This window comes from Mycobacterium sp. 1245805.9, from assembly GCF_001672915.1.
Taxonomy (GTDB): domain Bacteria; phylum Actinomycetota; class Actinomycetes; order Mycobacteriales; family Mycobacteriaceae; genus Mycobacterium.
In genome coordinates this window covers 55343-80397 of record NZ_LZKR01000216.1, presented here as the reverse complement: position 1 = coordinate 80397, position 25055 = coordinate 55343, and the positions used below count along the sequence as shown (strand labels likewise).

General features: G+C 70.7%; 26 protein-coding genes. 13 read left to right on the top strand and 13 right to left on the bottom strand.

The genetic code is table 11. The features are described from left to right. The 5 genes from A9X00_RS27705 to A9X00_RS27685 form a co-directional block, all read right to left on the bottom strand. Positions 1 to 420, bottom strand: a complete 420-nt coding sequence (locus A9X00_RS27705; RefSeq protein ID WP_067161081.1) for a SufE family protein — start codon at positions 418 to 420, stop codon at positions 1 to 3. Then, positions 420 to 1310 carry a sulfurtransferase gene (locus A9X00_RS27700; RefSeq protein ID WP_067161078.1) on the bottom strand — a complete coding sequence of 297 codons (891 nt, stop codon included), beginning with the start codon at positions 1308 to 1310 and terminating at the stop codon, positions 420 to 422. The genes A9X00_RS27705 and A9X00_RS27700 overlap by 1 nt, the downstream gene beginning before the upstream one ends. A gap of 100 nt (positions 1311 to 1410) precedes the next feature. Beyond that, a complete protein-coding gene (locus tag A9X00_RS27695; protein ID WP_067161075.1) occupies positions 1411 to 2055 on the bottom strand; it encodes a nucleoside triphosphate pyrophosphatase in 645 nt (214 codons plus the stop codon). Next, positions 2052 to 2279, bottom strand: a complete 228-nt coding sequence (locus A9X00_RS27690) for an acyl-CoA carboxylase subunit epsilon (protein ID WP_232006960.1) — start codon at positions 2277 to 2279, stop codon at positions 2052 to 2054. The genes A9X00_RS27695 and A9X00_RS27690 overlap by 4 nt, the downstream gene beginning before the upstream one ends. Before the next feature lie 49 nt (positions 2280 to 2328). Beyond that, positions 2329 to 3969 (bottom strand): acyl-CoA carboxylase subunit beta, encoded by a 1641-nt coding sequence (locus tag A9X00_RS27685; protein ID WP_067161068.1) that lies wholly within the window; start codon positions 3967 to 3969, stop codon positions 2329 to 2331. Between the two features lie 50 nt (positions 3970 to 4019). Between A9X00_RS27685 and A9X00_RS27680 the strand changes: the two genes are divergently transcribed. Then, a complete protein-coding gene (locus A9X00_RS27680) occupies positions 4020 to 4844 on the top strand; it encodes a biotin--[acetyl-CoA-carboxylase] ligase (RefSeq protein ID WP_067161065.1) in 825 nt (274 codons plus the stop codon). A gap of 10 nt (positions 4845 to 4854) precedes the next feature. Next, positions 4855 to 5373 (top strand): PH domain-containing protein, encoded by a 519-nt coding sequence (locus tag A9X00_RS27675; protein WP_067161062.1) that lies wholly within the window; start codon positions 4855 to 4857, stop codon positions 5371 to 5373. Here A9X00_RS27675 and A9X00_RS27670 read toward each other — a convergent pair. Beyond that, positions 5328 to 5999 (bottom strand): GtrA family protein, encoded by a 672-nt coding sequence (locus tag A9X00_RS27670; RefSeq protein ID WP_067161059.1) that lies wholly within the window; start codon positions 5997 to 5999, stop codon positions 5328 to 5330. The two genes, A9X00_RS27675 and A9X00_RS27670, sit on opposite strands and share 46 nt — an antisense overlap. 66 nt (positions 6000 to 6065) lie before the next feature. Here A9X00_RS27670 and A9X00_RS27665 point away from each other — a divergent pair, with 66 nt between their 5' ends. The 6 genes from A9X00_RS27665 to A9X00_RS27640 all read left to right on the top strand — a co-directional run bounded on the left by A9X00_RS27665 (position 6066) and on the right by A9X00_RS27640 (position 12421). Beyond that, a complete protein-coding gene (locus A9X00_RS27665; RefSeq protein ID WP_082975567.1) occupies positions 6066 to 7283 on the top strand; it encodes a 5-(carboxyamino)imidazole ribonucleotide synthase in 1218 nt (405 codons plus the stop codon). Further along, the gene (gene purE, locus A9X00_RS27660; protein ID WP_067161056.1) at positions 7276 to 7791 is read left to right on the top strand and encodes a 5-(carboxyamino)imidazole ribonucleotide mutase; all 516 of its coding nucleotides are present in this window, start codon (positions 7276 to 7278) and stop codon (positions 7789 to 7791) included. The genes A9X00_RS27665 and purE overlap by 8 nt, the downstream gene beginning before the upstream one ends. A 25-nt stretch (positions 7792 to 7816) precedes the next feature. Then, complete coding sequence (locus tag A9X00_RS27655) at positions 7817 to 8986, top strand: acyl-CoA dehydrogenase (protein ID WP_067161053.1); 1170 nt, start codon at positions 7817 to 7819, stop codon at positions 8984 to 8986. 240 nt (positions 8987 to 9226) lie between these two features. Next, positions 9227 to 10417, top strand: coding sequence for a PP2C family protein-serine/threonine phosphatase (locus A9X00_RS27650; RefSeq protein ID WP_067161139.1), 1191 nt, complete (start codon positions 9227 to 9229; stop codon positions 10415 to 10417). Between the two features lie 71 nt (positions 10418 to 10488). Continuing rightward, a complete protein-coding gene (locus A9X00_RS27645; RefSeq protein ID WP_082975566.1) occupies positions 10489 to 11997 on the top strand; it encodes a CHASE3 domain-containing protein in 1509 nt (502 codons plus the stop codon). Then, positions 11972 to 12421, top strand: a complete 450-nt coding sequence (locus A9X00_RS27640) for a response regulator (RefSeq protein ID WP_067161046.1) — start codon at positions 11972 to 11974, stop codon at positions 12419 to 12421. The genes A9X00_RS27645 and A9X00_RS27640 overlap by 26 nt, the downstream gene beginning before the upstream one ends. On the opposite strand, the gene A9X00_RS27635 is transcribed toward A9X00_RS27640, so the two are convergent. Both A9X00_RS27635 and A9X00_RS27630 read right to left on the bottom strand, forming a co-directional pair. Beyond that, entirely contained in the window at positions 12418 to 13593 is a 1176-nt protein-coding gene (locus A9X00_RS27635) for a CoA transferase (protein ID WP_067161043.1), read from the bottom strand. The two genes, A9X00_RS27640 and A9X00_RS27635, sit on opposite strands and share 4 nt — an antisense overlap. Before the next feature lie 13 nt (positions 13594 to 13606). Beyond that, positions 13607 to 14521, bottom strand: coding sequence for a class I SAM-dependent methyltransferase (locus tag A9X00_RS27630; protein ID WP_067161040.1), 915 nt, complete (start codon positions 14519 to 14521; stop codon positions 13607 to 13609). 150 nt (positions 14522 to 14671) lie between these two features. On the opposite strand from A9X00_RS27630, the gene A9X00_RS27625 reads away from it, so the two are divergent. Next, positions 14672 to 15328 (top strand): cation transporter, encoded by a 657-nt coding sequence (locus A9X00_RS27625; protein ID WP_067161037.1) that lies wholly within the window; start codon positions 14672 to 14674, stop codon positions 15326 to 15328. A gap of 110 nt (positions 15329 to 15438) precedes the next feature. Then, entirely contained in the window at positions 15439 to 15642 is a 204-nt protein-coding gene (locus tag A9X00_RS27620) for a hypothetical protein (protein WP_067161035.1), read from the top strand. 38 nt (positions 15643 to 15680) lie between these two features. Here A9X00_RS27620 and ctpC read toward each other — a convergent pair whose 3' ends face one another. From ctpC to A9X00_RS27595, 5 genes are all read right to left on the bottom strand, one after another. Beyond that, entirely contained in the window at positions 15681 to 17852 is a 2172-nt protein-coding gene (gene ctpC, locus A9X00_RS27615) for a manganese-exporting P-type ATPase CtpC (protein ID WP_067161032.1), read from the bottom strand. A gap of 9 nt (positions 17853 to 17861) precedes the next feature. Then, positions 17862 to 18137 carry a DUF1490 family protein gene (locus A9X00_RS27610; RefSeq protein WP_067161029.1) on the bottom strand — a complete coding sequence of 92 codons (276 nt, stop codon included), beginning with the start codon at positions 18135 to 18137 and terminating at the stop codon, positions 17862 to 17864. 70 nt (positions 18138 to 18207) lie between these two features. Beyond that, a complete protein-coding gene (locus A9X00_RS27605) occupies positions 18208 to 19791 on the bottom strand; it encodes a PPE family protein (RefSeq protein WP_067161027.1) in 1584 nt (527 codons plus the stop codon). Between the two features lie 115 nt (positions 19792 to 19906). Beyond that, the gene (locus A9X00_RS27600) at positions 19907 to 20638 is read right to left on the bottom strand and encodes a TIGR03089 family protein (protein WP_197515291.1); all 732 of its coding nucleotides are present in this window, start codon (positions 20636 to 20638) and stop codon (positions 19907 to 19909) included. Continuing rightward, complete coding sequence (locus tag A9X00_RS27595) at positions 20626 to 22104, bottom strand: LCP family protein (RefSeq protein ID WP_369830798.1); 1479 nt, start codon at positions 22102 to 22104, stop codon at positions 20626 to 20628. The genes A9X00_RS27600 and A9X00_RS27595 overlap by 13 nt, the downstream gene beginning before the upstream one ends. Positions 22105 to 22178: 74 nt before the next feature. Here A9X00_RS27595 and rfbD point away from each other — a divergent pair, with 74 nt between their 5' ends. Genes rfbD through A9X00_RS27580 form a run of 3 tightly spaced genes read left to right on the top strand, consistent with a single transcriptional unit; the run spans position 22179 to position 25042 of the window. Further along, positions 22179 to 23078, top strand: coding sequence for a dTDP-4-dehydrorhamnose reductase (gene rfbD / locus A9X00_RS27590; RefSeq protein WP_067161021.1), 900 nt, complete (start codon positions 22179 to 22181; stop codon positions 23076 to 23078). Then, entirely contained in the window at positions 23071 to 23964 is an 894-nt protein-coding gene (locus tag A9X00_RS27585; RefSeq protein ID WP_067161018.1) for a glycosyltransferase family 2 protein, read from the top strand. The genes rfbD and A9X00_RS27585 overlap by 8 nt, the downstream gene beginning before the upstream one ends. Position 23965: 1 nt before the next feature. Beyond that, on the top strand, positions 23966 to 25042 hold the full coding sequence (locus A9X00_RS27580; protein ID WP_067161016.1) for a sugar phosphate nucleotidyltransferase: 1077 nt from the start codon (positions 23966 to 23968) through the stop codon (positions 25040 to 25042). Positions 25043 to 25055 lie beyond the last annotated feature (13 nt).

Below are 25055 nucleotides of genomic sequence, written 5' to 3'. Positions count from 1 at the left end.
TCAGGCCGTCTCGCGCAATCGCCGCTTGATGCGGGCCAGCATCGCCGACATGCCGCGCAGCCGCAGCGGGCTGATCAGAGCGGCCAGGCCCAGCTCGGTGTAGAAGTCCTCGGGCACCGCGAGGATGTCGGCCGCGGGTTGCTCGTCCAGGCCGGCGGCCAGGATCGACGCGAACCCCCGGGTGGTGGGCGCCTCGGCGGGCGCGCTGAAGTGCAGCCGCACCCGGTCGCGGTCGCTGGCGTCGACGTGCAGGAACAGCGGCGACTGGCACTCGGGCACCGGCTCCATCGCCGCCTCTTCGAGGTCGGCCGGCAGCGCGGGAAGGTCGTTGGCGAACTCCAGCAGCAGCGTCAGCTTGTCCTGGCCCTGGACTTCGGCGAAGTCGGACACCACCTCGGCCAGGGGGGCGGGCATGCTCATCAGACCGGAACGGCTCCCGGCTGCTCGCCCGCGACGATCGGCACCCGCACGGTGTTGCCCCACTCGGTCCAGGAGCCGTCGTAGTTGCGGACCCCGGGCTTGCCCAGCAGGTGGGTGAGCACGAACCAGGTGTGGCTGGACCGCTCGCCGATGCGGCAGTAGACGACGGTCTTGTCGTCGGGCGAAAGGAACCCGTAGAGCTCCTCGAGCTCCGCGCGGGGGCGGAAGCGGCCGCTCTCGTCGACCGCCTTGCCCCACGGGATCGACACGGCGGTGGGGATGTGCCCGGCCCGCAGCGCCCCCTCCTCGGGGTAGTCGGGCATGTGGGTGCGCTTGCCGGTGTACTCGTCCGGCGAGCGCACGTCGATCAGCGGCTGGGATCCGAGGATGGCCAGCACGTCGTCCTTGTACGCCCGGATGGGGGCGTCGTTGCGCTGCACGACGGGATAGCCGCTCGACGTCGCGGTCGGGACGTCCAGGGTGGTGTCGCGGCGCTCGGCCAGCCACAGGTCGCGCCCGCCGTTGAGCAGGCGCACGTCGGGGTGGCCGAACAGTGTGAAGACCCACAGCGCGTAGGCCGCCCACCAGTTGCTCTTGTCGCCGTAGATCACGACCGTGTCGTCGCGGGCGATGCCCTTGCGATCCATCAGCTCGGCGAACTGCTCGCCGTTGATGTAGTCGCGGACCCGCGGGTCGTTGAGGTCGGTGTGCCAGTCGATCTTGACCGCGCCGGGGATGTGGCCGACGTCGTAGAGCAACACGTCCTCGTCAGACTCGACGATCGCCAGGCCGGGGGCGCCCATGTTGGCGGACAGCCAGTCGGCGGTGACCAGTCGTTCGGGGTGGGCGTATTCGGTCAGGGACGGGTGAGGATCGGGGGGTAATGACACAACTTCGAGCCTACCGCCGGGCCCGCGACCGCCGCCGCGACGCTCGCCTCCCGCGACACTTACACGACGCACACGACTCGCCGAGGCGGGTCGCGCAGGATTAAGTCTCGCGGGTCTTGTCGGACCACAGCGCGGCCACGGACAGCCCGGCCCGCTGTAGCAGGGCGCGCAGCAGCGGCAGGCTCACGCCGATCACGTTGGACGGATCGCCCTCGATCCCGTCGACGAACCAGCCGCCCAGCCCGTCCAGGGTGAAGCCCCCCGCCACCCGCAGCGGTTCGCCGCTGGCGACGTACGCCCGCAGATCCGCCTCGGTCGGCTCGGCGAAATGCACTGTGGTGCAAGCGGATTGGACCTCGCGATGGGTGGGGGCGCCGTCGCGCAGCCGCAGCAGGCAGTGCCCGGTGTGCAGGCGGCCCGACCGGCCGCCCATCAGCCGCCACTGGTCCACGGCGGCATCGGCCGATCCGGGCTTGCCGCACAGCCGGCCGTCGATGGCCAGCATCGAATCACAGCCCAGCACAACGCAATCCGCCGCGGTGTCGGCGTCGAGCGGGCCCGCGACGTCGTCGGCCTTGGCCGCGGCCAGCGCGCAGACCACCTCGTCGGGAGAGGCGTCGGGCGCCAGGCCCGAGGCGATGCGGTCCTCGTCGACGCCGGACACCACGACCAGCGGTTCGAGGCCGGCCTGGCGCAGCACGTTGAGGCGGCCGGGCGAGGCCGACCCCAGCACCAGCCGGGTCAATGGCGCATGTGCGTCATCTGCTGCAGGGTCAGCCGCTGGTAGTTCGACATCGCGTAGCGTAGCCGGTCGACCGGGAGCCCCCAGCGGGTGCTCTCCGGCTGGGTGGGTTCGGGGGAGGCGGCGCCGACGCCGCCGAGCACGGCCACCAGCGCCGCCAGCTCCGCGTCGGTGGGGTTGCCCTTGAGCACCTGGATGTGCGGCTCGTGCCCCGTCACTGTGCCCAATTGTTCGCCTCACTCCCGTCGCTCACTGCGTTCGCTCCGCTCGCTCGACTCACAGCGGAATGTTCCCGTGCTTCTTCGGCGGCAGGTGGCTGATCTTGCGTTCCAGCAGGCGCAGCGCCGTGGCGATGTAGCCACGGGTGTATGACGGCGGGATCACCGCGTCGACGTATCCGCGCTCGGCCGCGACGTACGGGTTGACCAGCGTGTCCTCGTACTCCTGCTGCAGCTGCAGCCGCAGCGTGTCGACGTCCTCGCCCTTCTTGGCGGCCTCGGCCAGCTGCTGGCGGTACACGAAGCCGACCGCGCCGGAGGCACCCATCACCGCGATCTGCGCCGTCGGCCAGGCCAGGTTGACGTCGCAGCCCATGTCCTTGGAGCCCATGACGCAGTAGGCGCCGCCGTAGGCCTTGCGGGTGATGACCGTGATCTTGGGCACCGTCGCCTCGCCGTAGGCGAACAGCAGCTTGGCCCCGCGCCGGATGATGCCGTTGTACTCCTGGCCGGTGCCCGGCAGGAAGCCCGGGACGTCGACCAGCATGACGATCGGGATGTTGAAGCAGTCGCAGGTCCGCACGAAGCGGGCCGCCTTCTCCGAGGCGTTGATGTCCAGGCAGCCGGCGAACTGGGTGGGCTGGTTGGCCACGATCCCGACCGGGCGCCCGTCGATGCGGCCGAACCCGACGACGATGTTCTGCGCGTAACCGCCCTGGATCTCCAGGAACTCGTCGTCGTCGAGGATCCGGGTGATCACCTCGTGCATGTCGTAGGGCTGGTTGGGCGAGTCCGGGATCAGGGTGTCCAGCTCGAGGTCCTCCTCGGTGAGGTTCTCCTCGATGGGGCCCGCCGGGGCGGGCTCGGCGTAGCGGGGCGGGTCGGTGGCGTTGTTCGGCGGCAGGTAGCTCAGCAGGTCGCGGACCCAGTCGAAGGCGTCCTGCTCGCCGGAGGCGACGTAGTGCAGCGTGCCCGACTTGGCCATGTGGGTGTGGGCGCCGCCCAGCTCCTCCATGGTGACGTCCTCGCCGGTGACGGTCTTGATGACGTCGGGGCCGGTGATGAACATCTGGCTGGTCTGGTCGACCATGACCACGAAGTCGGTCAGGGCGGGGGAGTAGACGTGGCCGCCGGCGGCCGCGCCCATGATCAGCGAGATCTGCGGGATGACCCCGGACGCGATGATGTTGTTGCGGAAGATCCGGCTGTACAGGCCCAGCGAGACGACGCCCTCCTGGATGCGCGCGCCGGCGCCGTCGTTGATGCCGATGAGCGGGCGGCCGGTCTTGATCGCCAGCTCCTGTACCTTGACGATCTTCTCGCCGTACACCTCGCCGAGGCTGCCGCCGAACACGGTGGCGTCCTGGCTGAAGATGCACACGTCGCGGCCGTCGATCGTGCCGTAGCCGGTGATCACGCCGTCGCCGAGCGGGCGGTTCTTGTCCAGGCCGAAGTTGGTGCTGCGGTGCTTGGCCAGGGCGTCGAGTTCGACGAACGAGTCCTCGTCGAGCAGGGCCAGGATGCGCTCGCGGGCGGTCAGCTTGCCCTTGGCGTGCACCTTCTCGACGGCCTCTTCGCCGACCGGGTGCAGCGACTCCTCCCGCCGCTTGTGCAGCTCGGCCAGCTTTCCCGCGGTGGTGTGGATGTCGATGGTGTGCTCGGAGGCGGGCTCGGCGGTGTGGTCGGTAACGCTTGTCATGGGACTCGATGGTATCGGCAGGCCCCGCGCCGGTGCTTAGGCTGGGTGGAGTGACGGACCGCGATTCGCTTCGGCAACCGCTGGATCAGGCCGCGCTGCGCGCCGAGCTGATCGGCACCGGTCTGGGCTGGCGCCGGCTCGACGTGGTGGAACAGACCGGCTCCACCAACGCCGACCTGCTGGCGCGGGCCGCGGCCGGCGACGACGTCGCCGGGGCGGTGCTGATCGCCGAGCACCAGACGGCGGGGCGCGGGCGGCACGGGCGCGGCTGGACGGCCAGCCCGCGGGCCCAGATCACGATGTCGGTGGGCGTCAGCGTCGTCGACGTGCCGACCGAGGGCTGGGGCTGGCTGTCGCTTGCCACCGGGGTGGCGATCGTCGACGCGGTGCAGGCCGTCACGGGGGTGCGGGCGGGCCTCAAGTGGCCCAACGATGTGCTGGCCGGGCCGCCGGACTCGCCGGGCAAGCTGGCCGGCATCCTCGCTGAGGTGTCCCGCCCGGTCGTGGTGATCGGCTTGGGGCTCAACGTGACTCAGGCCCCCGAGGAGGTCGACGGGCCCGGCGCCACATCGCTGTTCGACCTCGGCGTCGCCGAGCCCGACCGCGGCCGGCTTGTCGGCGCGGTGCTGACCGAACTGGGCAGGCGGATCGTGGCCTGGCGGGCCGCGCGGGGCGCCGACTGGGCGCTGGCCGCCGACTACCGGGCGCGCAGCCTGACCATCGGGCGCCGGGTGCGCGCCGTGCTGCCGGGCGACAAGGAGGTCGTGGGCACCGCGACCGCCGTCGACGACCAGGGCCGGCTGTGTCTGGAGGCCGGCGGCGAAACCGTCGTTGTTTCGGCCGGTGACGTGGTGCATCTGCGCGAGCAGCGGTAGCTTCGCTCACGTGAGCTATCCGGACAACGCCCTGGCCGCCGGCGAACAGGTCGTCCTGCACCGCCACCCGCACTGGAAGCGGTTGATCTGGCCCGTCGTGGTGCTCGTGCTGGCGACCGCGCTGGCCGCGTTCGGTTCCGGCTACCTCAACTCGACGCACTGGGAGCAGCTCGCCAAGAACATCATCTACGGCGTCATCTGGGGCGTCTGGCTGGTGATCGTCGGCTGGCTTACACTGTGGCCGTTCCTGGGCTGGCTGACCACACATTTCGTCGTCACCAACCGCCGGGTGATGTTCCGGCACGGGGTCCTCACCCGCAGCGGGATCGACATCCCGCTGGCCCGCATCAACAGCGTGGAGTTCCGGGACCGCTTGACCGAGCGCATGTTTCGCACCGGAACGCTGATCATCGAGTCGGCGTCACAAGATCCGTTGGAGTTCTACAACATTCCGCGGCTGCGCGAAGTGCACGCGCTGCTGTATCACGAAGTCTTCGACACCCTGGGTTCGGAGGAGTCGCCGAGCTGACCGAACCGGCTCGCCTTTTTCCGCCACGACCGCAGCAGGGTGACGTTGCTCTTCTCCAAGCCGCCCTCGTACGCGTCCTCCAGGACCTCGGCGAAACCGCCTGCGGTAAGGGCGGATTCGATCGCCTTGTCCGGGTTGCGGGCGAACTCGTCGGGGAACACCCAGCGGCGGAACGCCCAGAAGCGGAACGCCATCTGCAGCAGGTTGCCGATGATGTAGGCCGAGATGAAGTCGGTGATGTTCTCCAGCGTCAGCGACACCTCGGGCACTCGGAGCTGCAGCACGTAGTGCGAGAACCACAGCGGCGCCATGGAAAGCAGCACCCCCACGCCGCTGAAGGCGAAGAACAAGAACGCCTCGTGGTGGCGCTCGCGGCCGCCGCGGTCGCGGAAGCTCCACTCCCGGTTCAGGACGTAGGAGGCGATGACCGCGACGATGCCCGCGATCACCTTGGCCGTCACCGGCTTGGGTTCGAGGATCGTCAGCTTGAGGGTGTAGAAGATCGCCGAGTCGATGATGAACGTGGTGCCGCCGACGATCGCGAATTTGATCAGCTCGTGATGGCGCAGCAAATGAGGCTGAACGGCCTCGGGCAGGCGCGAAATTACGGCATCGGCGAAGGACACAACACGTCAGTGTACGGACGGACGCAAAAACGACGCAAAATCTGTTTCGCCGCGGACCGTGACACGATGATGGCCGTGCCGAACAAGCGCTCACCCAAGGCCGCCCCCGTCGTGGCGATGGTCGGCGGCGGTCAACTCGCCCGCATGACCCACCAGTCCGCGATCGCGCTGGGGCAGACGCTGCGGGTGCTGGCCACCGCCCCCGGCGAATCCGCCGCGCAGGTCAGCCCCGACGTGGTGATCGGCTCGCACACCGAGCTTGAGGACCTGCGCCGGGTCGCGGCCGGGGCCGACGTGCTGACGTTCGACCACGAGCACGTCCCGACCGAGCTGCTGGAGAAGCTGGTCGCCGAGGGCGTCAACGTGGCGCCGCCGCCGCACGCCTTGGTGCACGCCCAGGACAAGCTGGTGATGCGGCGGCGGTTGGAGGCCCTCGGCGCGCCGGTGCCGCGCTATGCCGGCATCGGCAACCTGGACGAGCTCGAGGAGTTCGCCGCGCGGGTGGGCGGCCCCGTCGTCGTCAAGGCGGTCCGCGGCGGCTACGACGGGCGCGGGGTCCGGATGGCCCGCGACCCCCTGCACGCCCGCGAAATCGCCGCCAGCTTCCTGGCCGACGGCGTGCCCGTGATGGCAGAGGAGCAGGTGAACCTGCGCCGCGAACTGTCGGCGCTGGTGGCTCGCTCCCCGTTCGGCCAGGGCGCGGCGTGGCCGGTGGTCGAGACGGTGCAGCGCGACGGGATCTGCGTGCAGGTGATCGCGCCCGCGCCGGACCTGGACGAGGGCGTGGCCGCCGGGGCCCAGCGGCTGGCGTTGCGGTTGGCCGCCGAGCTCGGTGTCGTCGGCGTGCTGGCGGTCGAGCTGTTCGAGACGACCGATGGCGCGCTGCTGGTCAACGAGCTCGCGATGCGGCCGCACAACTCCGGGCACTGGACCATGGACGGGGCGCGCACCAGCCAGTTCGAGCAGCACCTGCGCGCGGTGCTGGACTATCCCCTCGGCGACACCGACGCCATCGCACCGGTGATCGTGATGGCCAACGTGCTGGGTGCCCCGCAGCTCCCGGCGATCAGCATGGACGAGCGGCTGCACCACCTGTTCGCGCGGATGCCCGGCGCCCGGGTTCACCTGTACGGCAAGGAGGAACGGCCCGGCCGCAAGATCGGGCACGTCAATTTCCTGGGCGCGGACCCGGCGGGCCTGGTCCAACTGCGTGAACGCGCCGAGCTGGCGGCACACTGGTTGTCACACGGGCAGTGGACGGACGGATGGGATCCACATGGGTGACGCACCTCGGGTAGGGGTCATCATGGGCAGCGACAGCGACTGGTCGGTGATGGCCGACGCCGCCGAGGCGCTGGCCGAGTTCGACGTCCCGGCCGAGGTCCGGGTGGTCTCGGCGCACCGCACGCCGCAGGCGATGTTCGACTACGCCCGCACCGCGGCCGACCGCGGCCTAGAGGTGATCATCGCCGGCGCCGGCGGAGCCGCGCACCTGCCCGGGATGGTCGCCTCCGCCACGCCGCTGCCGGTGATCGGGGTGCCGGTGCCGCTGGCCCGCCTCGACGGCCTGGACTCGCTGCTGTCGATCGTGCAGATGCCGGCCGGCGTTCCGGTCGCCACGGTCTCCATCGGCGGCGCCCGCAACGCGGGCCTGCTCGCCGTGCGCATCCTGGCCGCGTCCGACGCGGCGCTGCGGGCGCGGATCGTCGCGTTTCAGAACCAGCTGGCCGAGAGCGTGCGTGCCAAGGATTCGGCGCTGCAACAGCGCCACGGTAAAGTTACCGGCGAGTAGCTTAGCGAGTGCAAGGAGGCCGACCATGGCTGGATGGGCCGGAAACCCGTCGTTCGACCTGTTCCAACTGCCCGAGGAACACCGGGAGCTGCGGGCCGCGATCCGCGCGCTGGCGGAAAAGGAGATCGCGCCCCACGCGGCCGACGTCGACGAGAACGCGCGGTTCCCGCAGGAGGCGCTGGACGCGCTGAACGGGTCGGGCTTCAACGCCGTGCACGTGCCGGAGGAGTACGGCGGGCAGGGCGCGGACTCGGTCGCGGCGTGCATCGTGATCGAAGAGGTGGCGCGGGTGGACGCGTCCGCGTCGTTGATCCCGGCGGTGAACAAGCTGGGCACCATGGGCCTGATCCTGCGCGGCTCGGAGGAGCTGAAGAAGCAGGTGCTGCCCACGCTCGCGGAGGGCGGCGCGCTGGCCTCCTACGCGCTGTCCGAGCGCGAGGCCGGCAGCGACGCGGCGTCGATGCGCACCCGCGCCAAGGCCGACGGCGACGACTGGATCCTCAACGGCGCCAAGGCCTGGATCACCAACGGCGGCAAGTCGACCTGGTACACGGTGATGGCGGTGACCGACCCGGACAAGGGCGCCAACGGCATCTCGTCGTTCATCGTGCACATCGACGACGAGGGCTTCACCGTCGGTCCCAAGGAGAAGAAGCTGGGCATCAAGGGCTCGCCGACCACCGAGCTGTACTTCGAGAACTGCCGCATCCCGGGCGACCGGATCATCGGTGAGCCGGGCACCGGCTTCAAGACCGCGCTGGCCACGCTGGACCACACCCGTCCCACCATCGGCGCCCAGGCGGTCGGCATCGCCCAGGGCGCACTGGACGCCGCGATCGCCTACACCAAGGACCGCAAGCAGTTCGGCGAGTCGATCAGCAGCTTCCAGGCCGTCCAGTTCATGCTGGCCGACATGGCGATGAAGGTCGAGGCCGCGCGGATGCTGGTGTACCAGGCGGCGGCCCGCGCCGAGCGCGGCGAATCGGATCTCGGCTTCATCTCCGCGGCGTCCAAGTGCTTCGCCTCCGACGTCGCGATGGAGGTCACCACCGACGCGGTGCAGTTGTTCGGCGGCGCCGGCTACACCACCGACTTCCCGGTCGAGCGGATGATGCGCGACGCCAAGATCACCCAGATCTACGAGGGCACCAACCAGATTCAGCGCGTGGTGATGTCGCGGGCGCTGCTGCGCTGAATGCGGGACTCCGTTGGGGAACGCGTCGGCGCACCGAATAGGATCTCCGACGGCAACGAGATGGGCCGGTAAGTCCGGCCCGAGCGTCGGTAAACAGGCACCGGCCATCCACTCCGACCGTCATCCAGCGCAGTGTCTTTCCGCGTCTTTTCCGCGTCTTTTCCGCGTCTTGTCGCGGCCAGGGGAGCGTCCGATGCATAACATGGCGTCCCGTGGGCTTCCATGGGTGACCGGGGCTTGATGGCCGTGCGCTCTGCTTCCACGCCGCCCGCGCAGTGGCAGTCACTGTCGCTGCTGTTGGTCGAGGACGACCGCGCGGACGCGCTGCTCGTGGAAGAGCTGATCGCCGACGCCGTCGCCGACATCCGGTTGACCTGGGCGCGGTCGATCGCGCAGGCCGAAGAGGAGATCGCGTCGGCGCGGCCCGACTGCGTGCTGCTGGACCTGAACCTGCCCGACGCCAGCGGGATCGACGCGCTGGGCCGCATCGCCCGGCGCGACGCCACGGTTCCGATCGTCGTGCTGACCGGGTTGAACGACGAATACTTCGGGGCCTCCGCGGTCGCGGCGGGCGCGCAGGACTACCTCGTCAAGGGGCGGGTCGAACCCGAGATGCTGCGGCGCGCGCTGCTCTATGCGATCGAACGCAAACGGGCCGAGCTCATCGCCGCCGACCTGCACGCGACCCGGCTTCGGGCCCGGGAGAACGCGCTGCTGGAGCGCGGCCTGCTGCCGTCGCCGCTGCTGCTCGACGAGCCCGGCGTCGACATCGTCGCGCGGTACCGGCCGAGCCGCGAGGACGCGCTGTTGTGCGGGGACTTCTACGACGTCGTCCAGACACAAGACCGCGTCCTGCACGTCCTGATCGGCGACGTCGCCGGGCACGGGCCGGACGAGGCGGCGCTGGGGGCGGCCCTGCGCATCGCGTTCCGCGCGCTCACCTTCGCCGGCGTGCACGGCGTCGAGCTGATGCCGAAGCTCGAGCGGGTGCTGCAGTCCGAGCGCACCGGGCGGGGAATCTTCGCGACGGTGCTCAGCCTGGAGATCCACCCCGACGGCACCGGCGTCACCGCCGTGCGGGCCGGCCACCCGGGGATGCTGCTGCACGACGGCGAGGACGTCGAATGGGTGGAGCCGCCGGGCGGTCTGGCGCTGGGCCTGGGCGGCGACCATTGGCCGCGGCACGAGCTGCGCCTGCATTTGGGACAGGGACTGCTGCTGCTGACCGACGGGCTCTTCGAGGGGTATTCCGGGGACGGCAACCGGCGCCTGGGCGAGGACGGCCTGCTCACGCTGGCCCGCAAGCATGCGCGGCTGCCCGGCCCGGCGTTCGTCGACGCCCTCATCGACGGCGCCGAGGAACTCGCCCGCCCGCGCGGCGGGCTCAGCGACGACATCGCGGTGGTGCGCGTCGAGCGGACGACGACGTGAGCCCCACCCTGCGAGTGCCGCGCCTGACGCAGCTGACCGTGCGCGGCTGGCAGTTCCTGGTCCTGTCCACCATGGGCGTTATGGTGCTCGCCGACGCGGTGGTCGGGGCCGTGCTGCTGCAGCGCTCCGATCACATGCTGCGCGGGTTGGTCGACGGAATCCAGCCGTCGCGGGTGGCGGCCTATCAGCTGCAGTCGGCGCTGCGCGACCAGGAAACCGGCGTGCGCGGCTACCTGATCGCGGCCGATCGCCAGTTCCTCACGCCCTACTACGACGGGCAGCACACCGAACGCGAAGCGGCCGAGGACATCCGGCGACGGTTGCCCGAGCGCCCGGACCTGCTCGCCGACCTCGACGCGATCGAGCGGGCGGCCGCCAACTGGCGCACCAACTACGCCGAGCCCGCGATCGCGAGCGTGGCCCCCGACGCCCGCAACGTCACGAGCCGGCCCGCGGCCGAACGCGGCAAGGCCCAATTCGACCACCTGCGTGCCCTTTTCGACAGGCAGAACGCGAACCTGACCGCGGCGCGCAACCAGGCGGCCGACGATCTCAAACGCACCGACACCTGGCGGGACCGGGTGCTCGTCGCAATGGTCCTCTTGTTCTTCGGCACGGCGGCCGCGCTGGGGATCCTGGTGCGGGACGCGGTCACCCGCCCGATCGCGGTGCTGGCCGCGGCCTGCCGGCGGATCACGCGGGGAGACTTCGGCGAGACCATCTCGGCGCCGCGGCGCCCTAAGGACATTCGCAACATGGCGATCGACGTGGAGAACATGCGGGAGCGCCTCGTCGAGGAGCTCGAGGTATCCCATTCGGCCCGTACGCTTTTGGACGAGCAGGCCCTCGAATTGCGGCGTTCGAACGCCGAACTCGAGCAGTTCGCCTACGTCGCGTCCCATGATCTGCAGGAACCGCTGCGCAAGGTCGCCTCGTTCTGTCAGCTGCTCGAAAAGCGTTACGGCGACCAGCTCGACGAGCGTGGACTCGAATACATCGGGTTCGCCGTCGACGGGGCCAAGCGCATGCAGGTGCTGATCAACGACCTGCTCACGTTCTCCCGCGTGGGTCGCCTGGCCACCATGGAAACCGAGGTCGACCTCGGCACGGTGCTGGACGCCGGCGTGGCCAACCTCGCCGCCGCCATCGAGGAGACGGACGCCGAAATCGTGCGGCCCCCGCAGCCGCTGCCGCGGATCATCGGCGATCCCACGCTGCTGACCATGCTGTGGCAGAACCTGATCGGCAACGCGGTGAAGTTCCGGCACAAGGACCGCCGCCCCCGCGTCGTCGTCGACTGCGAACGGCGCGCCGGCGAGTGGCTGTTGTCAGTGTCGGACAACGGGATTGGCATCGCCGAGGAATTTTCCGAGAAGGTCTTCGTCATTTTTCAGCGGCTGCACGGCCGGGAGGTGTACTCCGGCACCGGCGTCGGCCTGGCGCTGTGCAAGAAGATCGTCGAGCAGCACGGCGGCACCATCTGGGTCGACACGACCTACACCGACGGAACCCGGCTTCAGTTCACCCTGCCCATCGCCACCGAAGGAGACCACCGTGACGTCAGCGACATCGGCCGGTAGAGCGATCGAGATTCTGCTCGTCGAGGACGATCCGGGCGACGAGCTGATCACGCGAGAAGCGTTCGAGCACAACAAGCTCAAGAACAACCTGCACGTCGCCCACGACGGGGAGGAGGGACTGGACTTCCTCTACCGGCGCGGCCCATACGCGGACGCGCCGCGACCGGACCTCATCCTGCTCGACCTGAACCTGCCGAAATACGACGGCCGACAGCTGCTGGAGAAGGTCAAGTCCGACCCGGACCTGGCCCGCATCCCCGTCGTCGTGCTCACCACCTCCTCGGCGGAGGAGGACATCCTGCGCAGCTACCAACTGCACGCCAACGCCTACGTCACCAAGCCGGTCGACCTCGACCAGTTCATGAGCGCCGTGCGGCAGATCGACGAGTTCTTCGTCCAGGTGGTGCGCCTCCCCGGCGTCTAACCGGTGAGGAACTCCTCGTTGTGCTGCCCGGGCGCGGGCGGCGGATCGGTGGCCGCCGCCTCGAAGCTCGAATAGCGCGCCGGCATGCGGACGACCGTGATCGCGTCCTCGCCGCTGCCGACCCGCAGGGCGAGCTCGTTCTCGGCGAACAGCGGGGTGCCGACCACCTGCTTCCAGGTGTAGGCGTGGCAGGCCATCAAGCCGCCCTCCTGCAGTAGCTGAACCCATTCGGCCGCGGTCTTGGCCGCCAGCGCCGACTCCAATTCCTCGGTCAGCTCCGGGTAGTTCAGCGCCCGCGCACGCTGGTCGATGAACCGCTCGTCGGTCAGCAGCTCGGGGCGGCCGATGATCTCGCACAGCTTCGCCCAGTGCTTGGGCACGTACGCGCTGATCACCAGGTAGCCGTCGGCGGCCTTGAATGCGTCCGACGGCTGCGTGGCGAAGCCAACTCCCTTGCGCTTCTTGGGTTTCGGCTCCGCGTCCGGTTTCGGCTCGCTCGGCTTGTTGAGGTGGATGGTGAGCTGGCTGGCCTGCAGGTTGACCGCGACGTCGTACATCGCGACGCGCACGACGTCGGCGACCCCGTGCCGCTCGCGGTTGAGCAGCGCGGCCAGCACCGCCTGGGCCAGCACGTGACCGCTGGCGGCGTCGACGAGCTGGAAGGGGATGATCTGCGGCTTGCCGGTGGGGGTGGGCATCCCGGTGGTCATGCCCGATTCGGCGGCGACCATCAGGTCGACGCCCGGCCGGTTGCCCTGCGGCCCGTTGCCGCCGTAGGCGGACAGCCGCGCGTAGATCAGCTTCGGGTTGCGGGCCCGCAGCTCGTCGGGCCCCAGGCCCATCCGCTCCATGACGCCGGGCCGAAAGCCTTCCAGCACAACGTCGGCGGTGTCGACGAGCCGCAGGATCCGCTGCTTGCTCTCGTCGTCGGTGAGGTCCACCGCCACCGATTTCTTGCCCCGGTTGTGCGGCAGGAACAGCGTGGGCAGCGGCGGGCGCCCGGGCAGGACCGCGGTGATCTGCCGGGCCGCCTCGCCGCCGGGGGCCTCCACCTTGATCACCTCGGCGCCCAGGTCGGCCAGCACCTGTCCGGCCAGCGGCCCGGCGATGTTCTGCGTGAAGTCGAGCACCCGATACCCGTCAAGTGGCTTGGCGGGCTTGCTGTTTGGCATGTGCGGCCTTCCTCTAAGCTGCCCGGTCCAGCACCGCGGTGCAGTAGTAGTTGCCGGAAAACGGCGCACCCGGTTCGCTGCGCTGCAAAGGTAACCCGGTGTCGGCCAACAGCCGATTGAGGGGGGTGCGGACCGTGCGCCAGCCGTGCCGCTCAAGGTAGGTCGCCGCGTCGGTGCGCTCGCCGGGGAAGCCCAGGTCGCCGAGCGCAATGTCCAGGCCGTTGGCCCGCCACTTCTCGCTCGCCGCGTTCAGGGCGTCACCGCTGGCGCCGGTGTTGCTGAAGACCTCGGCCATCAGCCGGCTGCCGTCGGCGGACAGCGCGGTGACGTCGTCGAGCAGCCGGTCCTGCGCCTCGGGCGGCAGGAAGGCGAGCAGTCCTTCGGCGGCCCAGGCGGTGGGCCGCGCGGCGTCGAACCCCGCCCGGCGCAGCGCCGAGGGCCAGTCATGGCGCAGGTCGATCGGGACGGCCCGCAGTTCCGCCGTGGGCTCGGCGCCCTGCCGGGCGAGGGTGGCGGTCTTGAATTCGATCACCTCGGGCTGGTCGATCTCGAACACTGTCGTGCCCGGCGCCCAGGGCAGCCGGTAGGCGCGCGCGTCCAGCCCGGAGGCCAGGATCACCACCTGGCGGATCCCCGCGGCGCCCGCCTCGGCGAAGAACGCGTCGATGTGGCGCGTGCGGGCGGCTAGCAGGTCGGTCATCCGCTGCATGCCCCACGGGGCGCCCGGCTCGTCGACGTCGGCGGAGCTCAAGTCACCGGCGGACCACCGCGTCATGAAGTCGATCCCGACGGCGCGCACCAGCGGCTCGGCGAACGGGTCGTCGATCAGCCCGTCCCGGGTCGCCCGGGCGCGCCCCGCGGCCACCATGGTCGCGGTGGCTCCCACGCTGGTCGCCAGGTCCCAGGTGTCGTTCTCGGTGCGCGCCATGTCGTCCCTTCTCCCCGCTACTCGTTAGCCACAATAACTACGAGGCCACGGTGCCGACCGCCCGCCGGTGTGTAAGAGACCGGACACGGTTGTGTTACGTCGGTGTGTGCGGGTTCGCGGCACCGCCCTGCCGTCGCTAGCCTCGCGTCAATGACCACTTCGCCCGCCGTCGTCGCCGACTGCCACGTCGCCGCGAGCGGGGATTCCGGCTGGCGGAGCGCCGCCGCGTGGGCGCGCCGGTTGGCCTGGGTCAGCCTGGTCGTGGTGCTCGTCGAGGGCGCGGTCGGCTTGTGGCAGGGACTGGCGGTCGGGTCCATCGCGCTGACCGGATGGGCGCTGGGCGGGGCGTCGGAAGCCCTGGCCAGCGCGATGGTGGTGTGGCGGTTCAGCGGCGCGCGCACCTTTTCGCCGGTCGCCGAGCGGCGCGCGCAACGCGGTGTCGCGATGTCGTTTTGGCTCACCGCGCCGTACATCGCCGCCGAATCCCTGCGTGAACTGACCGAGGAGCAGCACGCCGAGATGTCCGTGATCGGCATCGGGTTGACGGCCTTGGGGTTGGTGCTCATGCCACTCCTGGGCCGGGCCAACCGCCGACTCGGCGCGCGGTTGGACTCGGGCGCCACCGAGGCCGAAGGGATGCAGAACTACCTGTGCGCCGCGCAGGCCGCCGGGGTGCTGTTGACCCTCGCGCTGACCGGGCTGTGGTCGGGCGGTTGGTGGCTCGACCCGGCGGTGGGCCTCGGCATCGCCGGGGTCGCGGCCTGGCAGGGCGTCCGGGCCTGGCGCGGCCGGGACTGCGGCTGCTGAGCGGTTAGGGCAGCAGCCGGCTGAGGCTGAAGATCCCGGACACGACGGTGCCGAAGTTCAGCAGGCCGGAGAGTTGGCCGCTGGTGCCGGGGCCGGCCAGGCTGCCCGGGATGCCGACGTTGAAGAAGCCCGAGGTGTCGCCGTTGACGATGGTCCCGCCGGTGGCCGAGTTGAAGAAGCGCGAGGTCTCGCCGTTGATGAAGGACGGTCCGCTGGCCGAGTTGAAGAAGCCCGAGCCGAAGCCGTCGAAACCGAAATTGGGGGTCCAGACTTGTCATCGTGCGGGTTTCCGATGCTCGGATATGGCGCGTTGAGCAGAAGATACGTGGTTTGCCGTATTCCCGCGTGCTGTTCAGTCCAGGCGGTACCGGATCAGCCGGGAGCTGTTGGCCACCACCGCGACCGACGACGCGTTGTGCAGGATCGCGGCCAGCACGGGGGAGAGCGCGCCGCCGGCGCCGATGATCAGCCCGGCGGCGTTGACCGCGATGGACATGCCGTAGTTCTCCCGGATCACGTCGACGGCGCGGGCGCCCAGGTCGCGCACGTCGAGCAGGCGATGCAGGTCGTCGTTGGCCAGGGCCACGTCGGCGGTCTCGACGGCCACGTCGGTTCCCGCCAGCCCCATCGCGATCCCGATGTCGGCGGCGGCCAGCGCCGGGGCGTCGTTGATGCCGTCGCCGACCATGCCCACCACGAAGCCGTCGCCCTGCAGCTCGCGCACTACCTCGAGCTTGTCCTCGGGCATCACCTCGGCTCGCCACTCGTCGATCCCGAGCTCGGCGGCCACCACCTCGGCGATCTCGGGGTGATCGCCGGTGAGCATGACGATCCGGCGAATCCCGTTGGCGCGCAACTTCGTCAGCACCTCGGCCGCCTCGGGCCGCACCTCGTCGCGCAGGCTGATCAGACCGACCAGGGTGCCGTCCACCGCGAGCAGCAACGGCGTCTCCGCCTGGCGGCGCAGCCTGGTGACCCACTCCTTGGCCTTCTTGGACACCTTGACCTTTTCGGACTGCAGCAGCGACGGGCTGCCCAGCAGCAGGGTCCGGCCGTCGGCCCAGGTCCGCATGCCCATGCCCACCAGCACCTCGCACTCCTCGTGCGGCGGGATGCTGATGTGGCGTTCCTCGGTCGAGCGGATCACCGCCTCGGCCAGCGGATGGCGGGAGTGGATCTCCGAGCTGGCCGCGTAGGCCAGCACCTGCTCCGGCTCCCAATCCTTGTGCATCGCAACGATGTTGGTGACCACCGGGCGGCCCACGGTCAAGGTTCCGGTCTTGTCGAACACGATCGCGTCGACCTGGCCCGCCTGTTCCAGGTGGGAACCGCCCTTGATCAGGATGCCGCGGCGCGCGCCGTTGCCGATCGCCGCGCTGATCGCGGTCGGGGTGGCCAGGCCCACCGCGCACGGGCACGCGATCAGCAGCATCGTCATCGCGCGGCGCACGTCGCCGGTGACGGCCAGGGTGACGGCCGAGACGATGAACGAGGTGGGAACGAAACGGCGGGAGAAGTTTTCGCCGACCGTCTGGATCGGCGCCCGGTCGTGCTGCGCCTCTTCGACCCGGGCGATGATGCGCCCGATGGTGGTCTGGTTGCCGACCGCGTGGGCGCGCACCACCAGCCGCCCGCGCACCACGACCGAGCCGGCGTGCACGCGGGCGCCGACGATGACGGAAACGGGCAGGTTCTCGCCGGTGATCGCCGACTGGTCGACGATCGCCTCGCCGTCGACCACCTCGCCGTCCACCGGGATCGCGACGTGGTCGTGCACCACCACCTCGTCGCCGATCTCGACGCTGTCGATGGGCACCTGAATCTCGCCGTCCGGCAACCGGATCCACGCGGTGTCCTGGTTGCCGCGCAGCAACTCCGAGATCGCGCGCCGGGTCCGCCGCAGCGTGAGGTCCTGCAGGTACTCGCCGATGTTGAGCAGCCACAGCACGGTGAGGGCCACGACGTTCTCGCGCAGCACCAGGCTCGCCACGGTGGCCGCCGAGACCAGCGCGTCGGTGCCGGCCCGGCCGGAGCGCAGCGAGCGGAGCGCGCCGCGCAGGAAGGGGTAGCCGGTGAAGACGGTGACGCCGGTGGCGAACAGCCGCCCGCTCGGGCCGAGCAGCGGCGGCCGAGCGAAGACGTATCGGCGCACGCCGAGCAGCGCCAGGGCCGCGCCGCCGATCACCATGCGGAGCACGTCGGTGTTGCGAATCTCCGACGAATGCGGCGCCCGCGCCGGGATCAGCTCCGCGGCGACCTGGGCGGCGCCGTCGATCTCCCGCAGCACCGCGGTGGTGTCGCAGCGCCGGGGCGAATACCAGACGACCACCGAGCCGGTGCGCGGGTAGGCGTGCACGGCGCGCACCCCCGCCACCTTGGCGACGGCCTCCTCGACCGCCACGGCGCGCCGCGAGTTGGCGCGCACCCAGGAGACCGAAACCCGAATGCGTCCGGCCGCATCCGAAATCACTTGCAGGGCAGGGTCTTCGGGTTGCGCCTCGTTGACAACCAGTGCGAGGCCCATGTCAGGCGATCAGTGGTCGTGGGCGTCGGTGACGGACGGCGTGGGCGCCTCCTCGCCGATGCGTTCGCGCGCCTCGGCCATGACGTCGGCCAGCTTGAGGCGCGCCGACTCGGCGGCCTCCTCGGCCCTGCGGGTGCCGCGCAACCCCACCTCGGCCGCCGACACCGCCGTCTCGTGCAGCGGCGCCTTGGCCACGGCCTTGCGCACCACCTCGTAGGCCGTCACGCCGACCAGGCCGGTGACCACCGTCCCCGCCGCCTTCGCCAGGAGCCCGTAGACCGCCATCGCCCGCACCTTCCTGTCGTCACCGCGTCGGTTAATGCTCGCACGACGTTAACATCCAAATATTGCGATATCAATATGAATCGGGATCCCACGTGTTGGGCAGCATGGGCGTGGCCGGACCTCCGCCGAACTCGTCACCGGAAAGGGCGGTCAGCCCAGTCGGGCGAGCAGCGCCCTTCGACACCGTCCCGGCGAACCCCAGGGCTCCCGCCCCCCGATCCGAAGCCTCCGAGGCGCCCCAGTCCGGATCGACGTCGACGTCCATGTCCATGAACTCGTCGTCGTGCCCGCCTTGCTTCGCGCGCCGGCGCCGCCGCGCCTGTTCCCGGACGGCCGACGCGCTTACCGCCGCGGCGCTATCCGATTGCGGCGCCGCCCTTTTGGCGCCGGCGCTCGCGCGGGAGCCGAACCCCGAACCGACTTCGAACCCGGGCGGCGCCACCGCGTAGGGGGGCGCGAAACTTGCGACCCCCGCCGCCGGGGGCGCCGGCGGCGGCGCCGGATTGGCGACGGTGCTTGCCGTGGGCGCGGGGGCCGTGCCGGGGGCGGCGGCCGACCCGACCCCGGTCGCGGCCACCCCGACGACCGGCGACGAGGCGGGCGCGTGCGCCATGGGCGCCGAAACCGGCGCGACGGCGGGTTCGGGAAGGTCGGCCGGCCCGGTCGCCTGCGCCAGCCCCGCGAAGCCGCCGACGGCGCCGGCGGGCGCGGCCGCGAAGGGAATGAACGGGGAAAGCGCGCTGTAGCCGATGGAGGCGAAATCGTCGGGGCTGAGGACCAGGAGAAACGGATTGCTCAGCGCCGTCGCCGGATCCGCCAGGAACTTGTTGACGATGTTCTCCACGAATCCCACCGGGTTCTCGGCGAATTCGAAGACGTGGTCGCCGCCGAACCCGAGGTAAAGGTCCGACAGCAGCGGGAACTGCCCGACGAAGGATTCGACGGTCTGCTGGGAGTACCCGGCCGGATCCGCGATGAAGGCCGCGATGCTGAAGTTCTGGATCAGGTTCAAGAGCGCCGACTGCAGATCGGTCAGGTTCAGCGTCGATGCGTCCCGGGCGAGTTGCCCGGCGGTCTGGACGGCGCTGGTCACCGAGTCGAGCCACGTCGACACGGGGTTCACCACCGCCGGCGCCGGGGCGGTGGGTGGCGTCGAGGCCACTGCCGCGCTGGAGGTCGCGTCATAGACGCTCATCGTGGTGGCGGCCTGAATCCACATGCGCACGTAGTCCGCCTCGTTGAGCGCGATCGGGATGGTGTTGAGCCCGAAGAAGTTCGTTGCCACCAACACGCCGTGGACGATGTGGTTGGTGGCGAGCTCGGCCAGCGTCGGCATGGCCGCCAGCGCGGCGGTGTAGGCCGCGGCCGCGGTCTCGTGCAAAGCTGCCGACGCCGCGCTGTTGGTGCCGGCCTGCGTCAGCCACGCCAAGTACGGCACGTGTGCCGCCACGAACGACTCCGCGCTCGGACCCTGCCACACCGACGCCTGCACGTCAGCCAGAATGGCAGCGAGTTCCGTTGCGACGGAGTCGTATTCGGCGCTCAACGCGTTCCACGCGCCGGCGGCCGCCAGCAACGACGCCGGACCGGGGCCGCTGCTCAGTGCCGCCGAATGGACCTCCGGTGGTGCGGCGATCCACATCGGCGCCGTCATGGGCCGCGCACCTCGCCGGCCCCGATACGAGCCGTACGCATGCCGATGCCCCCGTCGGCCAAGCCTCTGCCCCCACCTGAGCTGAGTTAACCCCGTAAAGTTAGCTCAGGGTAAGCTAACTTGTCGATAGGACGCGGGTGACCTTTTCCGTCTCGATCCGGCGTGGCAGCGCCGCGGGATCCGGGTTGGCGACCTGCACCAGCGACGCGCCGACCGCCAGGATCGACAGCAGCCCATCCACCAGTTCGTCGGGGCCGGACCAGGCGGCGGTGGACAGGACCCGGTCGCTGGACGTCAATCCCCTTGCGGCGGAGGATCTTTCGCAATCGACCAGGACTGCTTCGGCCGATCGGCCGGCCAGCGCCGGGCCGGGCTGGCGTTCGGGGACGATCTGGTCGCCGTGCACCCGGACGGCGGTGGCGTAGTCGGTGACGCCGATCGGCAGGTCGGGGGCGGGGCGGCCGAACGGATCCAGTGACAGGACGGCGACCTCACCGCCGGCAACGGACGCGTCCGCCTCGTCCAGCCGCTCGGCGGTGCACAGCGCCAGGTCGGCGGCGGCGCCCGGTTCGAGCACCGCCTCGGCGCCAATCCACCACACCCCGAACAGCACGGCCGCCGTCTGCCAGTGCGCGGGCAGCAGGATCGCGACCCGGCTGGCCGGCCCGGCGCCCAGCTCGTCGCGCAACAGGTTGGCGGTCTTGGCCGCCCAGTTGGCCAGCGTCACCCCGGACAATTCGATGCGCTCGCCGGTCGCGTCGTCGTAGTAGGTGATGCGGGGGCCGACCGGGTCGGCCCGCAGCATCGGGTCCAGGATCGCGCCGGCGAGCGTGCTCAGTTGATGCACTCGGGCTTGTCGGAGCCGGCGGTCAGGATCGGCGACGGCGGCGGCGTGTTGGGCCCGCCGGCGGCGCCCGCGTTGGACGCCCGGGCGGGCAGCACCTGGGTGCTGGGGCCACCGGAGAGGCCGGAGCCCGGGCCGGTGTAGTCGTTGGCGAGCACCACCTTGACGGATCCGGCCGTCAGCGCCGGGTCGGCGACGATGGGCAACCCGCCCAGCTCCTTGCCGACCTGTTGTGCGCCCAGGTCGTCGGTCTTTGCGGCGCGCACCTGGCTGCCCTTCACGTGGGCGCCGTCGTTGTTGCCGACGGTTCCGGCGCCGAATCCCTTGGTGCTCAACACATCCGACACGGCCGCGGCCAGCCCGTTGATGTCGGTGTCGTTGACCACGTCGACGGTGGTCTTGGCCGGCGTGTAGGCCAGCTCCTCGGTCTTGCCCTGCGCCTGGCCTTGCAGCAGGCTGCCCACCCAGTCGGCGACCTGGTGCGGGTCCACCCGGACCACGCTCTGCATGCCGTCGTCGCTCCAGCCGGCCCCGTCGAGCACCGGGATGGTGGCGAAGGCGACCTTGCCGCCGGCCAGCTTTTGCAGCTGCTGGACGAAATCCATGACGTCCCAACCCGAGGAGATCACCACCGAGCGCTGGACGGCCGCCTCCAGCCGCTTCAGCGTCGCGGGGCTGGACAGCGTGTGACCGGAGATGATCCGGTGCGCGAGCGAGGCCATCACCACCTGCTGGCGCACCACCCGGTCCAGGTCGCCGCGCGGCAGGTCGTGGCGCTGGCGGACGAAGCTCAGCGCCTGCGGGCCGTCCAACTTCTGCCGGCCGGCCGGGAAGTCGGCGCCCGAAAGCGGTTCGTACACGGGCTCTTTGAGGCAGACCTCGACGCCGCCGAGCGCGTCGGTGATCAGCGCGAAGCCCAGCAGCCCGATCTCGGCGTAGTGGTCGACGGTCACCCCGGTCAGGTCGGCGACGGTCTTGATGAGGGCCTCACGGCCGGCCTCGGTGCCCTGCGCCTCGGCCTCGGCGGCCGACGCGCCGGCCTTGACCAGGCTGGCCCGCTTCGCCTCCCGGGTCTGGCCGTAGACGCCGTTGATCTTCGTCTTGCCCAGCCCGGGTGCCGCGACGTAGGAGTCCCGCGGGATCGAGATCGCGGTCGCCGACGTCCCGTTGTTCGGGATCCGGACCAGGATGATCGTGTCGGTGTTGGTGGCCTCCTCGTCGCCGGCCCGCAGCGTCGCCAGCTCCTCGGCCGACAGCGCGTTGCCGTGCGCGTCGGTGCGGCTGTCCAGGCCGACCAGCAGGATGTCGATCGCGCCGTCGTCGCCGCCCTTGCCCAGCGACGGTGCGGACATGTGGAAGATGCCGTCCTCGAAGGACCGGACATTGCTCCAGGCGATTCCGGTGCCGAAAACGACCGCGACGGTCAGCACAGTGGCAACCACACGAACCACACGTTGCACAGGCATCACAACAGATTACTTGTGACACAGCCGCTTCGCGGGTAGCCGAAAGCGGCGTGCCTGGGCCATGCCAGACTCAACGCATGTCGGAAAGGCTTGTGATCAGCGGCGGGGGCGGGCAATTGGGCACTTCTCTGACGGCGCTGGCCGCCGATCAGGGCCGCGACGTGCTGGCGCTGACGTCGTCGCAGTGGGACATCACCGACCCCGCCGCGGCGGAACGGATCATCCGGGCCGGCGACGTCGTCGTCAACTGCGCCGCGTACACCAACGTCGACGGCGCGGAGAGCGACGAGGCCGCGGCCTACGCCGTCAACGCGACCGGCCCGGGGCACCTGGCGCGGGCCTGCGCGAAGGTCGGCGCCCGGCTCATCCACGTCTCCACCGACTACATGTTCACCGGCCCGGCCCCCGAGGGCGCGCAGCCGTACGAGCCCAGCGACAAGACCGACGCGCGCGGCGTGTACGCCCTGTCCAAGCTGGCCGGCGAGGAGGAGGTGCTGGCGGCGCTGCCGGAGGCGTCGGAAGGCGTAGTGGTCAGGACCGCCTGGCTCTACACCGGCGGAACCGGCAAGGACTTCGTCGCCGTCATGCGCCGCCTGGCCGCCGGGGACGGCCCGGTGGACGTCGTCGACGACCAGGTCGGATCGCCGACCTACGTCGCCGACCTCGTCGTCGCGCTGCTGCTGTTCGCCGACGAGCGGGTGCCCGGGCCCATCCTGCACGCCGCCAACGAGGGTGCGGTGTCGCGCTTCGAGCAGGCCCGCGCGGTGTTCGCCGAGACCGGCGCCGACCCGGACCGGGTGCGGCCCGTCAAGACCGACGACTTCCCGCGTCCGGCGCCGCGCCCTACCTATTCCGCGCTGGGCAGCCGCGAGTCCGCGGCGGCGGGCCTGACCCCGTTAAGGCCCTGGCGCCCTGCGCTTGTCGCGGCGCTGGCCGCGTCCGCCGGCGATCGACCGTTACCCTCGACGCGTGACTGACGTCCTGCCGGTCGTGACGGTGACCTACTCACCGGGCCCGCACCTCGAGAGGTTTTTGGCCTCCCTGTCGATCGCCACCGAGCGCCCGGTCAGCGTGCTGCTGGCCGACAACGGCTCGACCGACGGCGCCCCGCAGGAGGCCGTCGAGCGCTACCCGAACGTCCGGCTCATCGAAACCGGCGCCAACCTCGGCTACGGGACCGCGGTGAACCGCGCCGTCGCGCGGCTGGACGACGACGAGAACGGGGACTGGCTGATCGTGGCCAACCCCGACGTGCAGTGGGGCCCGGGCAGCATCGACGCGCTGCTGGACGCCGCCACCCGCTGGCCGCACGCCGGCGCGCTGGGGCCGCTCATCCGCGACCCCGACGGCTCGGTGTATCCGTCGGCGCGGCACTTGCCCAGCCTGATCCGCGGGAGCATGCACGCGGTGGTCGGCCCGTTCTGGAAGCGCAACCCGTGGACGGCGGCCTACCGCCAGGAGCGGCTGGAGCCCAGCGAGCGGGCGGTGGGCTGGCTGTCGGGGTCCTGCCTGCTGGTGCGGCGGTCGGCCTTCGGCCAGGTCGGTGGGTTCGACGAGCGCTACTTCATGTACATGGAGGACGTCGACCTCGGGGACCGGCTGGGCAAGGCGGGCTGGCTGAACGTCTACGTGCCGACGGCCGAGGTGCTGCACGACAAGGGCCACTCCACCGGCCACGACCCGGGACGCCACCTGGCCGCGCATCACAAAAGCACCTACATGTTCCTGGCCGACCGGCATCCTGGATGGTGGCGAGCGCCGCTGCGCTGGACGCTGCGGGCCTCGCTGCTGGTGCGTTCGCGGCTGATGGTGCGCAGCGCGCGGCGCCTGAGTAGACGGAACGCGGTGGGAGGGCGGCGCTGAAATGGGAACATCTCAGGTCGATGCGGTGGTCCTGGTCGGCGGCAAGGGCACCCGGCTGCGGCCGCTGACGCTGTCGGCGCCCAAGCCGATGCTGCCCACCGCGGGGCTGCCGTTCTTGACCCACCTGCTGTCGCGGATCGCCGCGGCCGGCATCGAGCACGTCATCCTGAGCACGTCGTATCAGGCCCAGGTCTTCGAGGCCGAGTTCGGCGACGGCTCCAAGCTGGGCCTGCAGCTCGAATACGTCACCGAGGAGCAGCCGCTGGGCACGGGTGGCGGCATCGCCAACGTCGCCGGCCACCTGCGGCACGACACCGTGATGGTGTTCAACGGCGACGTGCTCTCCGGCGCCGACCTGGGCCAGCTGCTCGAATTCCATGAGAACGAGCACGCCGACGTCACCCTGCACCTGGTGCGGGTGGGCGACCCGCGGGCGTTCGGCTGCGTGCCCACCGAAAACGGCCGGGTGACAGCGTTTTTGGAGAAGACCCAGGATCCGCCGACCGACCAGATCAACGCCGGCTGCTACGTCTTCCAGCGCGGCATCATCGACCGGATTCCGCGCGGGCGCGAGGTCTCGGTCGAGCGCGAGGTGTTCCCGGCCCTGCTCTCCGATTCCGAGGTCAAGGTCTGCGGCTACGTCGACGCCACCTACTGGCGCGACATGGGCACCCCGGAGGACTTCGTGCGCGGGTCGGCGGACCTGGTGCGCGGCATCGCCCCGTCGCCGGCGCTGCACGGCCACCGCGGCGAGCAGCTGGTGCACGACGGCGCGGCGGTGTCGCCGGGCGCGGTGCTGATCGGCGGGACGGTCGTCGGGCGCGGCGCCGAGATCGGCCCGGGCGTGCGGCTGGACGGGGCGGTGGTCTTCGACGGGGTGAAGGTGGAGGCCGGCAGCGTGATCGAGCGCTCGATCATCGGCTTCGGGGTGCGCATCGGCCCGCGGGCGCTGATCCGCGACGGGGTGATCGGCGACGGCGCCGACATCGGCGCCCGCTGCGAGTTGCTGCGCGGCGCGCGGGTGTGGCCCGGCGTCGCCATTCCCGACGGCGGGATCCGCTACTCGTCCGACGTGTAGGGCCTTGCACCGA

Excerpts from the sequence above, each read along its gene's own strand:
- A9X00_RS27705 (WP_067161081.1), bottom strand. The coding sequence starts at position 420 with ATGAGCATGCCCGCCCCCCTGGCCGAGGTGGTGTCCGACTTCGCCGAA.
- A9X00_RS27685 (WP_067161068.1), bottom strand. The coding sequence starts at position 3,969 with ATGACAAGCGTTACCGACCACACCGCCGAGCCCGCCTCCGAGCACACC.
- A9X00_RS27665 (WP_082975567.1), top strand. The coding sequence starts at position 6,066 with ATGATGGCCGTGCCGAACAAGCGCTCACCCAAGGCCGCCCCCGTCGTG.
- purE (WP_067161056.1), top strand. The coding sequence starts at position 7,276 with ATGGGTGACGCACCTCGGGTAGGGGTCATCATGGGCAGCGACAGCGAC.
- A9X00_RS27655 (WP_067161053.1), top strand. The coding sequence starts at position 7,817 with ATGGCTGGATGGGCCGGAAACCCGTCGTTCGACCTGTTCCAACTGCCC.
- A9X00_RS27650 (WP_067161139.1), top strand. The coding sequence starts at position 9,227 with ATGGCCGTGCGCTCTGCTTCCACGCCGCCCGCGCAGTGGCAGTCACTG.
- A9X00_RS27645 (WP_082975566.1), top strand. The coding sequence starts at position 10,489 with ATGGGCGTTATGGTGCTCGCCGACGCGGTGGTCGGGGCCGTGCTGCTG.
- A9X00_RS27635 (WP_067161043.1), bottom strand. The coding sequence starts at position 13,593 with ATGCCAAACAGCAAGCCCGCCAAGCCACTTGACGGGTATCGGGTGCTC.
- A9X00_RS27630 (WP_067161040.1), bottom strand. The coding sequence starts at position 14,521 with ATGGCGCGCACCGAGAACGACACCTGGGACCTGGCGACCAGCGTGGGA.
- A9X00_RS27625 (WP_067161037.1), top strand. The coding sequence starts at position 14,672 with ATGACCACTTCGCCCGCCGTCGTCGCCGACTGCCACGTCGCCGCGAGC.
- A9X00_RS27620 (WP_067161035.1), top strand. The coding sequence starts at position 15,439 with ATGCCGACGTTGAAGAAGCCCGAGGTGTCGCCGTTGACGATGGTCCCG.
- ctpC (WP_067161032.1), bottom strand. The coding sequence starts at position 17,852 with ATGGGCCTCGCACTGGTTGTCAACGAGGCGCAACCCGAAGACCCTGCC.
- A9X00_RS27610 (WP_067161029.1), bottom strand. The coding sequence starts at position 18,137 with ATGGCGGTCTACGGGCTCCTGGCGAAGGCGGCGGGGACGGTGGTCACC.
- A9X00_RS27605 (WP_067161027.1), bottom strand. The coding sequence starts at position 19,791 with ATGACGGCGCCGATGTGGATCGCCGCACCACCGGAGGTCCATTCGGCG.
- rfbD (WP_067161021.1), top strand. The coding sequence starts at position 22,179 with ATGTCGGAAAGGCTTGTGATCAGCGGCGGGGGCGGGCAATTGGGCACT.
- A9X00_RS27580 (WP_067161016.1), top strand. The coding sequence starts at position 23,966 with ATGGGAACATCTCAGGTCGATGCGGTGGTCCTGGTCGGCGGCAAGGGC.